Here is an 11,897-nt window from a genome sequence, read left to right as displayed (position 1 = left end):
GGGCAACCGGCGGCGGCCGTCTCGTGTCACAGTGCGGTGGCCGCCTCGGTGAGGTCGGCGACCAGACCGTCGTAGGCCTCGGCACGATCGGGAGCGCGTAGCGCGGCGGCCGGATGGATGGTGGCCAGCGCCCGGAGATCGTCGTGCGGGATCAGCCGCCCGCGGTCGCGGGTGATCCGGAACTCGGGGCCGAAGACGGCCTGCGCCGCCACCGCACCCAGGCAGACCACCAGCTGTGGACGGATCGCGTCGAGTTCGGCGGTCAGCCAGGGCGTACACGCGACGATCTCGGTGCGCCCGGGTTTCTGATGGATGCGGCGCTTACCGCGCTCGGTGAATTTGAAATGTTTCACCGCGTTGGTGAGATAGACGGCGTCGCGGTCGATTCCGGCATCGGCGAGGGCGCGGTTCAGCAGCGCTCCGGCGGGGCCGACGAACGGATGTCCGGCCAGATCCTCGCGGTCGCCGGGTTGCTCGCCGATCATCACCATCGGAGCGTGCGGCGGGCCCTCCCCGAAGACGGTCCGGTTCGCATGCTTGTACAGATCGCAGCCGTGACATCCGCAGGCGGCCTCGCGCAGTCGCTCGAGATCGGTGGTGTCCGGCACGAATTCCGCTGCGCCCGGAGCCTTCACCATGACCGCGCCTTCACCGTCCTCTCGTCACTTCGCGCCCACTTCGGTCTCGATCGCCGAACAGAACGCGTCCAGATCGCGCGGATTGCGGGAGGTGATCAGCGTCCAGCCGTCCTGCGTCCGGACCACCTGCTCGTCGACCCACTGCGCGCCCGCGTTGCGCACATCGGTCTGCAGCGACGGATACGAGGTCATGGTCTTGCCGCGGACCAAGTCGGCCTCTACCAGCAGCCAGGGGCCGTGGCAGATCGCGGCGATCGTCTTTCCGGCGTCGGCGAATCCGCGCGCCAGGTCGACGGCCTCCTTCGTGGTGCGCAACTTGTCGGCGTTGACGGTGCCGCCGGGCACCACCAGCGCGTCGAAATCGCTCACCGACACCGAGGCCAGATCGGTATCGGGGTCGACGGTGGTGTCGGCCTCGGTGTCGTGGACGAAGGTCTGCACCGCATCGGTGGACGGGGCAGCATGGGTGACGCGAATACCGTTGTCGCGCAACTGCTTCAGTGGTTCCAGCAGCTCGTCGCGTTCCACACCGGTCTGCGAGGTCACCACCAGGACGGCGGGCTCTCGGTCGGGTCGGCTCATCTCGTCTCCTTCTCGGGCTCGCGGGCGTTCAGGCGCCCTGCAGGCGAATCAGCGTGTTGAGTAGTTCGGCCTGTTCGGCCAGTTCGTGCTGATCGGGGTGGTCGCCGATGCGGTCGGCCAGTTCGGGACGCCGGATCAGCTCCAGTCCGTCCTCGCCGCTGTCGGTGGCCAGCCTTACCCGGCCCTCCGACAACACCAGGCGGGTACCGGGGCTGCCCGCGTCCAGCAGCATCCGCAGATCCTCGGCGGTGACCTGCGGATGCGTTCCAGGGGTCTGCTCATCGGATGTCATGTCCGGCGGGTGCCCGGCCGGCAGCGGGCGAAACACCGGCCTGCGGAACCGGGGGCCGCGGGTCGCGGCCGGGTACGTCCGGGCCGGGATCGGGCGCGGGCCCGGGGATGGGCCGCCCGGGATCCGGAGGCGGCTCGGGGATCGGTTCCGGCGGGACCGGCCGACCGGGATCGGGCGGCGGATGACCGGGAACGGGGTCGGGGCTGGGCCCCGGAATCGGCCGGCCCGGTTCGGGCGGGCGGCCCGGCACGGGATCGGGTTCCGGAATCGGCGGGCGCGGATCCGGGTCCGGGGCCGGAATCGGATGCTCGGGCGTGGGATCCGGAACCGGCTGCGGCGGAACCGGTTCCGGAATCGGAGGCTCGCCGGCACCCAGTCGCGGTCCGGCGTTGTCGGTGTACATATCGACTCCTCGAACGGATGATGATCGGCCGCGCGGTGGCCGCCGCGCTACGACGACGGGTAGGCCGGGTAGGGCGCCGCCTTCAGGGTCCGCGCCAGATGCGCGGCATTGCGCGCCATGGCCGCGGTGGTCGTCGCGACGGCCTCGGGAGTGTTGTCCAGGTCCAGATAGTCGACGCCGCTCATCGCCTCGCCGTTCCAGTACGTGCAGCCCTGGGCCGGCACGGTGAAGCCGATGTCGTTGAGCGCCTGGAACGTATCGGCGCAGATCTTGTGTGCGCCGTCCTCGTTGCCGACCACGGCGGCGATGCCCACCTTGCCCACCATGGCGGGCCGGTTCTCGTCGTCGGTGACCGAGAGTTCGGCGTCGAGGCGTTCCAGTACGCGCTGAGCGACCGAGGACATATGGCCCAGCCAGGTGGGCGTGGCGATCAGCACGATATCGGCGGTGCTGATCTGCTCGCGCAGCTGTGGCCACTGATCGCCGTCGCCTTCGTCCGCGGTGATACCGGGGCGGATGTCGAGGTCGACGGCACGCACGGTCTTGCCGGTGACGCCGTGGTTCGACAGTTCGCGCAGGACCTGCTCGGCGATCAGCTCGCTGCTCGATCGATCCGGTGACTTCTTCAACGTGCAACTGATCGCGATGGCGGTGAGGTCGTCCCCGGGAGCTCGGGAACCGGTCGGGTCGTTCACAGTGTGCTCCTTTCGACGGGCGACAGGATGCTCTGATTCGCGCATACCCGCCGATCCGCGGTCGAACCTGGCCGGCCGGCGCCGCCGATCGAACCGGTGCGGACCGCCGATTGAGGCTGCAGGCACCGGGTATGCGGCGCCTATGGAGATTCCGCACCCCGGCGTGCGCCGAACATCCGGCCACCGCCCTCTCTCGGCGTCCCGGCATCGGCCCACCCCGGCGCCGGTGACGGCGAATACCGGCGCGCCGCCGTTACCGCAGCCGCGCGGCGAACTCTCCGCAGGTATCTGCGCCCTGCTCGGCGGCACCGCCTGCCATGTCGATTTCGACACCGCGAACACCGATCCGTACGGTGAGGACCTGCAGCTGGCGTTGCACCTGTGCTACGAATTGCACTACCGCGGTTTCGATTCCGTCGACCCCCGGTGGGAATGGGACCCGAAGTTGCTGCGGATGCGCGCCCACCTCGAGGACCGGTTCCTGGCCGCGATGCGCCGCGACGTGCCCGGCGGCGACGACCTCGACGGCGAACTCGACGATCTGCTCGTCGAGCCGGTCGAGGGCGCGGGCGTCGGGCATTTCCTGCACGAACAGGGCCAGTGGTGGCAGGTGTGCGAATACTTCGCGCACCGCTCGATCTATCACCACAAGGAGGCCGACCCCTACGCGTGGGTGATCCCCCGTCTGCGCGGTCAGGCGAAGGCCGCGCTGGTCGCGGTCGAATACGACGAGTTCGGCGCCGGTCGCGGTGAGAACGTCCACGCGCAGTTGTTCGCCGATCTGCTGGCCGGTGCCGGCCTCGACGATACCTACCTGCACTACCTCGACGCCGTCCCCGCGCCGATGCTGGCGCTGGTGAACATGATGTCGCTGTTCGGCCTGCACCGGCAGTTCCGGGGCGAGTTGGTCGGCCATTTCGCGAGCGTGGAGATCAGCTCGCCCCCCGCTTCGCGCCGGATGGTCGACACGCTGCGGCGGTTGGACGCGCATCCGGCGTGCGTGCGCTTCTACGCCGAACATGTCGAGGCCGACGCGGTGCACGAACAGGTGATGCGCCGCGACGTCATCGGAGATCTCTCGACCCGCGAGCCCGAGCTGATCGCACCGATGGTTTTCGGCATCCAGGCGACGACCTTGCTGGAGAACGCCATCGACCGGCACATGCTCGACAGCTGGTCGGCGGGGAACAGCTCACTGCGCGACCCGGACGCGATCCCGCGAGATCGCGCGGGTTGATCATCGGAAGGCGGGTATTCGGCGATCATGAAACTGTTCCGCGCACCGGGTGTCTACGCCCCGACAGCCGATACCGGGCTGCTGATCAGAGCGCTGGGGGCCGCCGCCATCCCGGAGGGGGCCCAGGTGGTGGACGTGTGTACCGGCACCGGTGCCGTTGCCATCGAGGCGGGACGGTCCGGGGCGTCCGCGGTCACCGCGGTGGACATCTCGCGCCGCGCGCTGGCCTCGGCGTGGCTCAACAGCAGGCTGCACGGGGTGCCGCTCGAGCTGCTGCACGGCGATTTCGGCCGGGTTCTTCATCGGCGCACTTTCGACGCGGTGCTGGCGAACCCGCCGTATGTGCCGGGGCCCGCAGAGATTCCCGCCCGCGGGCGCGCCCGCGCCTGGGAGGGTGGACCGCGCGGCCGGGCACTGCTCGATCCGCTGTGCCGGTTGATGCCGGAGCTGTTGCGGACCAAGGGGATCGCGCTGATCGTGCACTCGTCGCTGTGCGATCCGGATCTGACGGTGCGCCAGCTGCGCGACGGTGGGCTCAAGGCCGCGATCGTCGTCCGCGAAACGTGCGAATTCGGGCCCGTGCTGAGCCGGCGCGCGGACTGGCTGGAGCAACAGCGCCTCATCGAACCCGGGGCGCGGCAAGAGGAGCTGGTGGTGATCCGTGCCGATCGAGAATGACGACCCCACGCCCGGCGCGGCCCGCCGCACCCGGGTCACGCTGACCAAGGACGGTCCGGCACTCGTCGAGGGGCCGGTGGAGCTGGTGACCGACGACGGCCGCGTGGTGCGCTGCGATCGGTTCGTGGTCGCGGTGTGCACCTGCCGCCGCTCCGGAATCTACCCGCTCTGCGACACCACCCATCGCCGTCATCGTCGCAAGCGCGGCTGACCGCGCCTCGTGTGTCAGTGCCGCGGTGTCACGCTGGTGTGCCGCGGGATCAGGATCGCGGTGAGGACCGCGACCGCCGCCACCACCACCGCGGCCGCGTACGAGGTGATCGTGAGCGCGGAATCGAATGCCGCCGAGGCCATCTCGTGCACTCGCGCCCCTAATTCGCCGCCGATGTCGCCGGCCACCGCGATCGCGCCGCCGGCCGATTCACGAGCCGTCTCGCCCTGAGCCCCGGCCAGCGGGACGTCGCTCATGTAGTGAGTGAACAGCGCGCCGTGCACACTGCCGAGCAGCGCCACCCCCAGACCGTTGCCCAATTCGTAGCTGGTCTCCTCGACCGCGCCGCCCTGCCCGGCGCGTTCGGCCGGCACCGAGGAAACCAGAACCGCCGCGGCGGCGGTGACCGCGATTCCGTCGCCGATGCCCAGGCAGACCAGCACCAGCGCCACCACGGCGTAGCTGGTGGGCTCGGGCGAGATCGCCAGCACCGCGAACCCGGCGGCGAGGATGAGCAGGCTCGTCACCATCACCCCGCGTACCCCGGTCCGGCGCAGCAGCGCCGGTGTGGTCAGCGAGCCGATCAGGGTCGCGGCCGCGGCGGGCGCCGTACGGATACCGGCCTCGGCGGGGGAGTAGCCGTGAATGTACTGCAGCCACAACGAGATCAGGAACAGGGCGGCGCCGATCGCGATCATCGCCATCAGTGTCGCCAGGGCCGCGGCGAGGAAGACCGGGCGGCGGAACAACCGGATGTCGAGCAGCGGATCGGTCAGCCGCAGTTGCCGCCGCGCGAACCAGAACAGCATGGCGAGCCCGGCCAGCAGGACGCACACGTTCACCACGATGTCCTCACCGCGCGCGAGATGTTTGACGCCCCAGACGAATCCGACGATGCCGAGCACCGACAGCGGCACACTCGGCCAGTCGAACGGGCTGGTCGACGGCGCTCGGTATTCGGGCAGCAAACCGAGGCCGGCCACCAGCGTGAGCACCACCACCGGCACATTGATCCAGAACGCCGCGGCCCAGCCGAAATGTTCGACCAGGACGCCACCCACGATCGGTCCCACTGCCGCGCCGACCCCGGCGATGGCCGCCCAGATCGCGATGGCCCGGGTTCGCTCGTGCGGATCGTCGAAGATGTTGCGGATCAGCGAGAGCGTCGAGGGCATCACCATCGCGCCACCCACCGCCAGCAGCACCCGCCCGCCGATGAGCTGAGCGGTGACCTGAGCGGTGGCCGCGACCACCGAAGCGACGCCGAACAGCGCGAATCCGGTCAAGAACAGCCGCTTGCGGCCGATCCGGTCGCCGATCGCGCCGAAGGTGATGAGCAGGCCACCCAGGACCAGACCGTAGATGTCGACGATCCACAACTGGGCGACCGCGCCCGGCTGCAGATCCTCGATCAGCGAGGGCAGCGCGACGTTGAGCACGGTGGCGTCCATCGCGACGAGGAGCAGGCTCGCGCACAGCACCGCCAGCATTCCCCAGCGGCCGCGCACCGGTGTCGCCGTGCGGTTCCGGTCGATCATCGAGCCTCCCGATTGCCGAAGCAGCTCCTGCTACTTTCCGGCAATCCTACAAATCCGGGATCGATGACCGAGGGCTAGCGGGCCGCCGCGGCGGCCTTGCGCAACCCGTCGAGGATGAGGTCCAGGCCGTACAGATATTGCTCCTCGCCGCCGCCGTGCGTGATCACCAGCTCCGGCATCAGATCGGCGATCGTCGGATGGGCGACCGGATCCAGCATCTGCAGGCGGCTGGGGATGTTCTCGCCGTTGCGCCGCGCCGGAGCGAACACGTGGCGCAGCGCCGATCCGAAGGTGTACTGCAACAGCACCACGTAACCGCGCGCGGTCTCCTGCCGGCCCAGCCCGGCGGCCCGTAACTGGGAGAGCACCAATTCCAGTGCGGCCGTGGCGGTATCGGCGAAATCGCCGTCGCCGTCGGGTTTCACCGCGAGTACCCGAAGCACCGCCGGACGTTCCACGAGCAGCCGGTACAGCGCCTGGCAGCACGCCCGCACGCGCTCGGCCCAGTCACCGGAGACGGCGGGGGGATGGAAGCTGTCGAGCACCTGGTCGCGTGCGGCCTGCAGCAGTTCGTCCTTGCTGCGGAAGTAGGTGTAGAGCGTCATCGTGCCGACGCCCAGTTCGGCGGCGAGGGCGCGCATGGAGATGCCCTCGCAGTCGGTGTCGTCGAGCATGCGCAGCGCGGCGTCCACGATCGCCTCGGCGCTCAGCGTATGGCGCGGTACTCGGCGTCGGCCGCCCCCGGTGCGGGTTCGTCGGGCGGGCTCAGATGTCACGGCAACGTCTCCGGTCGGGATGAAATCCGGTCTCGACGCCATTGTAGTATGCACGTACGACGTACCGTACGTTGTACGTCAGCCCTCGTCGTGGAGGTCGGGTCGTGGCTGTAACAACCATCTCGGGTCCGTTCGCGCAGGTTCCGGCGCGAGCCGGGGGCTGGTTGCGGGAAGTGGTGCTGGTCGTCGTGGTGTATTTCGCCTACGACGGGGCCCGGCTGCTGGTCGGCAGCGGTCTCGATCACGCCCGCCGCGACGCGCACGCGCTGCTGCGCATCGAGGACCGGCTGCGGCTGGACCCGGAACTGTGGCTGAACCGGATCTTCGCCGGCCATTCCTGGATCGCGATACCGGCCGACTTCGCCTACGCCACGCTGCACTACGTCGTGACTCCCGCGATCCTGGTCTGGATGTGGTGGGCGCATCGCGAGCAGTACCGGGTGGCCCGCACCCAACTGGGCATCGCGACGGTCGCGGGCCTGCTCGGTTTCGTCGCATTGCCCACCGCGCCGCCGCGCCTGCTGGAGGACTCCCACGGCTTCATCGATGTGATGGCCCTGCACGCCTCGGTGGGCTGGTGGCAGGGCGATGCCAGCACACCGCGCGGGTTGGATTCGCTCACCAACGATTTCGCGGCGATGCCGAGTCTGCACGTCGGCTGGGCGCTGTGGTGTGGGCTGATGCTGTACCGCTTCGGCCGCACTCCGCTCACCCGGTGGGCCGGGGCCGGCTATCCGATTCTGATCACACTCGTGGTGATGGGGACCGCGAACCACTACCTGCTCGACTGTGCCGCCGGTGCGGCCCTGATCCTTGCCGCCGGTTACGCCGCCGCACCGCACCTACGTCTCTGTGACGCGGCCGCCGACGGCATCGGTGTCTGGTGGGCGATGCTGCGCGCGAATTCCCCGTGGCCCGCGTGGCGCGCTGCGGTGGTCGCCGCGTTCGCACCGGGCGCGGTCGCGGGGCCGGCGCTCGGAATCGGCGCCGGTCTGGCGGTGGCCCTGCCGGAACCGGTGGAGGAGCCGCCCGTGCGCGGACAGCAGCGATTGACCGACCGCGTCATCGACGCCGCCGCGGGAGGCCGCGGCGCGGCCGGGTGCCGGGGATACGGCCGGCCCCCGGGGCGTGCCGGGCATCCGCTCGGGGCCGAGATCCGCTCCGGGCCGGGCCTGGGGTGAACGGCCTCGCCCGCCCGGCGATGTCACCGGCCGCCGGTAGAGTGAAAACTCTCGGTCGGGCCAGGCAGGAGGCAACAGGTGGACGTGAAATCGGCCGTGCGCGGCTTCAATTCGGTGGTACTCACGCTGACGGAGGCGCCGATTCTCGGCCCGCTGATGCGGAAGGGATTCGTCGAGATCAGCTATGTCGGGCGCAAGTCCGGTAAGACGTTCAGCACACCGGTGAACTACCGGCGTTCCGGCGATTCGATCGTCATCGGTGTCGCGATGCCCGATCGCAAGAGCTGGTGGCGCAACTTCACCGGCGAGGGCGGCCCCATCACGCTGCACCTGGACGGTGGCGACCGCCGTGGTCGCGCCGTGGCCACGCGCGACGACAAGGGCCGGGTCCGGGTACGGGTGCACCTGGACGACGCCGCCGGCTCGAACTGAACCGGATACCTTGCGACGCGGAGGTTTTCGAGAGTGGCGGTGCCCGCATGGGCGGGCACCGGAACGTGTGAACCGCTAGGCCGGTATTCGATCCGTGAGACCCGTTGCGCGAGTATCGCATTCGGTGTCGTCGAATGCCGGTGCGGTGAATCTGTGCAGATCGAATTCGTGGGTCCGCACACCGTGGTGGAAGGCGTCGAGCTCGGCTCGATCGAAGATCAGCTCCACATCCGCTGTGGGACGGTCGGTTTCGGCACGCAGCACATAGCGTCCGTCGGGGCGCCGGAACTGCGTGATCGGTAATCGCTCGGTGCGCCCGGCGCGGATACCGGCCTGGTAGCTGTCGAACTGTTCGTCGCGCAGCAGCAGTATCTCGGTGCCGATAACGGCCGTGCCGGCGGTGGTGGCGGCGGTTGCGCGCTTGTCGTCCCAGACGGCGGTCCATCCGTGTTTGCGTGCGACGCGCACGCAGTTCTGGTGCGGGGAACTGGCTGAGGCTTTTCGGAATTCGCCTACGGTGAAGGTCGGTGGCCGCGTCATCGGATGCCCTTTCTACGGAGTAAAGCTGCCGGCGCACCGATGCGCGGACCGCCGCGCCGACCGTGCCGGCTAAGGCTTGTAGCCGACGGCCGCGAAATTACACGGCCGTGCCGGATCCTCCATGTCCACCGGTGCGGAGGGTCGCCAATCCGGGGCGTGCACGATCCCGGGGTTCAGGAGTTCGAGGCCGTCGTAGAAGGCGGCGAAATCGTCACGGCGGCGCAGCGTCAACGGATCCGAGGTCTGCTTGTAGAGCTCCGCAGCGGCGGCCATTCCGCGCTTGACATCCTCGGGCGCGTCGTCGAGGCCGGCATGGCTCATCGCCACGCAGCTGCCGCGCGGGAGGCGATCACGCAGCTGGGCCATGAGCCGGTACGGGCGGTCGCTGTCGGGTACGAACGGCCACACATCGACGATGAGCAGTCCGAGCGGCTGATCCGGATCGATCAGGCGCCGGGTTTCGGGATGGTCGAAAATGTCGTCGGGACATCGCAGATCGGCATCGAGGACCGCGGTGGTGGCGAGGGCGTCGGTGCCGCGCAGCAGGTCGAGCCAGCGCGCCACCGCCTCGGTGTTGTTGTCGACGTACACCACCCGGGTCCGCGGCTCGTGCGCCCGTGCGATCTCATGGGTGTTGTCCGCCGTCGGGAGCCCCGCGCCGATGTCGAGGAACTGCCGGATCCCGCGTGATGCCATGAAATCGACCGCGCGGCGCAGGAATTCGCGATTGTGCCGCGCCCAGGCGCCGGCGTGCGGGAACACCGCGAACACCCGCTCACCGAAGACCTTGTCGACGTCGAACAGCGCCTGGCCGGACAGGTAGTAGTGGTACATCCGCGCCGCCGAGGGCCGGCTGGTGTCGATATCGCGTGAGGGAAAGTCGTTGTCGCTCATAGCTGCCCGGCACTCCTTAGGCTTTGCAGATTACGGACGGTGGGTCACGTCCCGGTGACGCTCTCGCGTCGGAACGAACGCGCGATCCGGTCGATGAACGCGCGCGACCGATCGGGATCCGCTGCGGCCGCGGATAATCGGTCCCAGACGGTCTCCCGGGCGCGTACCGCGGGTTTGTCGTCGATATAGCGAATGTCGCCCTGGCTCTCCACGATCGCCATGTCCAGGTCGCCCGCCGCGCCGGGGGAGGGAACCCGCACCAGCGTGAAGCGGTCCTCCATTCCCGCGCCCCGGGTGGCAACGGTGAACGGCAGCACCTGCAGGATGATGTTGGGCCGATGCGACAGTTCGAGCAGGTATTCCAGTTGGTCGGCCATCACCGCGCGGCCGCCGTATTCGCGGCGCAGGCACGATTCCGAGAGCACGGCGTGGAATCGCGGTGCATCGGGGCCGGTGAGGACTTCCTGGCGAGCCAGCCGCGCGCGTACCGAATCCTCCACGGTGACCGCACAGGGATCGGTGGACGCCGGTTGCGCGTCGTGCGGGGGTTCGTGCAGGGCTCGGATATAGGACTCGCATTGGATCAGTCCGGGCACGATCTCGGCCTCGGTGACCCGCAGCAGGCTGGCATGCGCCTCGAGATCCACCAGCAGACGTAATTCCTCGAGATAGGCGCGGCGATGACCGGTGTTCCAGAAGCCGCGTTTGTGGTTGTCCCGGCGTAATGCCTCGAGGCTTTCCAGATAACCGGGGTCGGTGAAACCCAGTGCGACCGCGAGCCGTTCGAGATCGCCGACGGTGATCGAGCTGGCGCCGTTGATCAACATCGCGATCCGGCTCTGGCTGGTGTCGATGATCCGGGCGGCCTCCGCCTGATTCACCCCCGCCGCGCTGATCATGTGGTCGATCTCGCGGCCCAGCAGCAATTTTCGCGCGGTACGTAATCGGGCTCCCATGGGTGCCAGCGTATCGGCGCGGCGCGCGGCCCGGGAGGTCGACGAAACGAGGCACTGCTGCGTGATGATCATACGCCCGACGAAATCTCTTCCGCCCCAATCGCTTTCCTTCGCGTGATAATCACGCTAGCATGTATCACATTCAGGCTATCACGGTTTCGGCGCCAGTCGAATGCGGCCGGAGCCACCGTGACGAACGGATTCGCCGGAATATCCGCCGATTCCCGAATGCCGGACGACCTCGTCCGAATTGCGGACGCAACGCCCGAATTCGACCGATTATTGGGAAATCTCACAACGTCGGACCCCTGTGGTTCGGATGTTTGGGCCAACCCGCGCCGACTGCTCGTAATCGCCGCGCGTCACCGATACCTTCGTCAGTGCGATGGGGATCGGGCGCACGGAAGGAGCGCGATGCCGGCCTACGACTCCTGGGATGCGGAATCCGCGGAGGGCGATGGATTCGATTCCGGAAATGCCAGGAGTGCAACGCATTCCGATCCCGCGATAGTCATGCGGATGGGATTCGAACTGGCGCTCATCCTGCTCGGTGACGCGCCCACCGGGGCGACGCGCGCGCTGCGGCGACTGGAATACGCCGCGGCGGTGTGGGCGCGTGACGGAATTCCGATCGATATGGTGCAGCACGCGATTCACGACGGGGTGAAATTGACCCTGAACCGCATCGACCCGGCCGGCGGCACCGGAACCACCGATCCGGTGGCCGATCGCAGCTTCCTGGTCGACATGCTGGACCTGCTGACCTGCACCGTCTCCCGCGCCTACGTCGCGGAAATTCGCAATCACCCCGCCCGCTGACCGCCGGTGCGGTGCCGGTAAGGCC

General features: G+C 68.8%; 16 protein-coding genes. 6 read left to right on the top strand and 10 right to left on the bottom strand.

Going from position 1 to position 11,897, the window contains the following annotated elements; translation table 11 throughout:
- Window positions 1–26 precede the first annotated feature (26 nt).
- Genes NK1_RS29165 through NK1_RS29145 form a run of 5 tightly spaced genes read right to left on the bottom strand, consistent with a single transcriptional unit; the run spans window position 27 to window position 2,610 of the window.
- A complete protein-coding gene (locus tag NK1_RS29165; protein ID WP_063013889.1) occupies window positions 27–638 on the bottom strand; it encodes a UdgX family uracil-DNA binding protein in 612 nt (203 codons plus the stop codon).
- A gap of 24 nt (window positions 639–662) precedes the next feature.
- Entirely contained in the window at window positions 663–1,220 is a 558-nt protein-coding gene (locus NK1_RS29160; protein ID WP_063013887.1) for a type 1 glutamine amidotransferase domain-containing protein, read from the bottom strand.
- 28 nt (window positions 1,221–1,248) lie between these two features.
- Window positions 1,249–1,512 carry a hypothetical protein gene (locus NK1_RS29155; RefSeq protein ID WP_063013885.1) on the bottom strand — a complete coding sequence of 88 codons (264 nt, stop codon included), beginning with the start codon at window positions 1,510–1,512 and terminating at the stop codon, window positions 1,249–1,251.
- Complete coding sequence (locus NK1_RS29150) at window positions 1,499–1,915, bottom strand: hypothetical protein (RefSeq protein WP_063013883.1); 417 nt, start codon at window positions 1,913–1,915, stop codon at window positions 1,499–1,501. Before NK1_RS29150 ends, NK1_RS29155 begins: the two co-directional genes overlap by 14 nt.
- Window positions 1,916–1,962: 47 nt before the next feature.
- A complete protein-coding gene (locus tag NK1_RS29145) occupies window positions 1,963–2,610 on the bottom strand; it encodes a flavodoxin family protein (protein WP_063013881.1) in 648 nt (215 codons plus the stop codon).
- Window positions 2,611–2,836: 226 nt separating this feature from the next.
- Here NK1_RS29145 and NK1_RS29140 point away from each other — a divergent pair, with 226 nt between their 5' ends.
- From NK1_RS29140 to NK1_RS29130, 3 genes are read left to right on the top strand one after another with little or no spacing between them, the layout of a single operon-like run.
- Window positions 2,837–3,847: an iron-containing redox enzyme family protein gene (locus NK1_RS29140; protein WP_063013879.1), complete on the top strand. Its 1,011-nt coding sequence runs from the start codon at window positions 2,837–2,839 to the stop codon at window positions 3,845–3,847.
- Window positions 3,848–3,874: 27 nt separating this feature from the next.
- Window positions 3,875–4,525 (top strand): HemK2/MTQ2 family protein methyltransferase, encoded by a 651-nt coding sequence (locus NK1_RS29135; RefSeq protein ID WP_063013877.1) that lies wholly within the window; start codon window positions 3,875–3,877, stop codon window positions 4,523–4,525.
- Window positions 4,515–4,736: a CDGSH iron-sulfur domain-containing protein gene (locus NK1_RS29130; protein WP_218023191.1), complete on the top strand. Its 222-nt coding sequence runs from the start codon at window positions 4,515–4,517 to the stop codon at window positions 4,734–4,736. Before NK1_RS29135 ends, NK1_RS29130 begins: the two co-directional genes overlap by 11 nt.
- A 14-nt stretch (window positions 4,737–4,750) precedes the next feature.
- On the opposite strand, the gene NK1_RS29125 is transcribed toward NK1_RS29130, so the two are convergent.
- Both NK1_RS29125 and NK1_RS29120 read right to left on the bottom strand, forming a co-directional pair.
- On the bottom strand, window positions 4,751–6,274 hold the full coding sequence (locus NK1_RS29125) for an MFS transporter (protein ID WP_063013873.1): 1,524 nt from the start codon (window positions 6,272–6,274) through the stop codon (window positions 4,751–4,753).
- 74 nt (window positions 6,275–6,348) lie between these two features.
- On the bottom strand, window positions 6,349–7,050 hold the full coding sequence (locus NK1_RS29120) for a TetR/AcrR family transcriptional regulator (RefSeq protein WP_167354316.1): 702 nt from the start codon (window positions 7,048–7,050) through the stop codon (window positions 6,349–6,351).
- A gap of 104 nt (window positions 7,051–7,154) precedes the next feature.
- Here NK1_RS29120 and NK1_RS29115 point away from each other — a divergent pair, with 104 nt between their 5' ends.
- Window positions 7,155–8,231 carry a phosphatase PAP2 family protein gene (locus NK1_RS29115; protein WP_167354315.1) on the top strand — a complete coding sequence of 359 codons (1,077 nt, stop codon included), beginning with the start codon at window positions 7,155–7,157 and terminating at the stop codon, window positions 8,229–8,231.
- Window positions 8,232–8,309: 78 nt separating this feature from the next.
- Window positions 8,310–8,663, top strand: a complete 354-nt coding sequence (locus NK1_RS29110; protein ID WP_063013867.1) for a PNPOx family protein — start codon at window positions 8,310–8,312, stop codon at window positions 8,661–8,663.
- Window positions 8,664–8,738: 75 nt separating this feature from the next.
- Here the strand turns inward: NK1_RS29110 and NK1_RS29105 are convergent, their stop codons facing one another.
- The 3 genes from NK1_RS29105 to NK1_RS29095 form a co-directional block, all read right to left on the bottom strand.
- Complete coding sequence (locus NK1_RS29105) at window positions 8,739–9,131, bottom strand: hypothetical protein (protein WP_063013865.1); 393 nt, start codon at window positions 9,129–9,131, stop codon at window positions 8,739–8,741.
- Window positions 9,132–9,272: 141 nt separating this feature from the next.
- Window positions 9,273–10,097 (bottom strand): SAM-dependent methyltransferase, encoded by an 825-nt coding sequence (locus NK1_RS29100; RefSeq protein WP_063013863.1) that lies wholly within the window; start codon window positions 10,095–10,097, stop codon window positions 9,273–9,275.
- 44 nt (window positions 10,098–10,141) lie between these two features.
- Window positions 10,142–11,053, bottom strand: a complete 912-nt coding sequence (locus NK1_RS29095) for a helix-turn-helix domain-containing protein (protein WP_063013932.1) — start codon at window positions 11,051–11,053, stop codon at window positions 10,142–10,144.
- Window positions 11,054–11,467: 414 nt separating this feature from the next.
- On the opposite strand from NK1_RS29095, the gene NK1_RS29090 reads away from it, so the two are divergent.
- Entirely contained in the window at window positions 11,468–11,872 is a 405-nt protein-coding gene (locus NK1_RS29090; RefSeq protein WP_063013861.1) for an RsbRD N-terminal domain-containing protein, read from the top strand.
- Window positions 11,873–11,897: the final 25 nt, after the last annotated feature.

This window comes from Nocardia kruczakiae NBRC 101016 (assembly GCF_001612965.1).
GTDB classification, from domain to species: domain Bacteria; phylum Actinomycetota; class Actinomycetes; order Mycobacteriales; family Mycobacteriaceae; genus Nocardia; species Nocardia kruczakiae.
This window is presented reverse-complemented; position numbering and strand designations above follow the sequence as displayed.

Coding starts and splice junctions, on each gene's coding strand:
- NK1_RS29165 (WP_063013889.1), bottom strand. CDS start 638: ATGGTGAAGGCTCCGGGCGCAGCGGAATTCGTGCCGGACACCACCGAT.
- NK1_RS29160 (WP_063013887.1), bottom strand. CDS start 1,220: ATGAGCCGACCCGACCGAGAGCCCGCCGTCCTGGTGGTGACCTCGCAG.
- NK1_RS29155 (WP_063013885.1), bottom strand. CDS start 1,512: ATGACATCCGATGAGCAGACCCCTGGAACGCATCCGCAGGTCACCGCC.
- NK1_RS29150 (WP_063013883.1), bottom strand. CDS start 1,915: ATGTACACCGACAACGCCGGACCGCGACTGGGTGCCGGCGAGCCTCCG.
- NK1_RS29135 (WP_063013877.1), top strand. CDS start 3,875: ATGAAACTGTTCCGCGCACCGGGTGTCTACGCCCCGACAGCCGATACC.
- NK1_RS29125 (WP_063013873.1), bottom strand. CDS start 6,274: ATGATCGACCGGAACCGCACGGCGACACCGGTGCGCGGCCGCTGGGGA.
- NK1_RS29100 (WP_063013863.1), bottom strand. CDS start 10,097: ATGAGCGACAACGACTTTCCCTCACGCGATATCGACACCAGCCGGCCC.
- NK1_RS29095 (WP_063013932.1), bottom strand. CDS start 11,053: ATGGGAGCCCGATTACGTACCGCGCGAAAATTGCTGCTGGGCCGCGAG.
- NK1_RS29090 (WP_063013861.1), top strand. CDS start 11,468: ATGCCGGCCTACGACTCCTGGGATGCGGAATCCGCGGAGGGCGATGGA.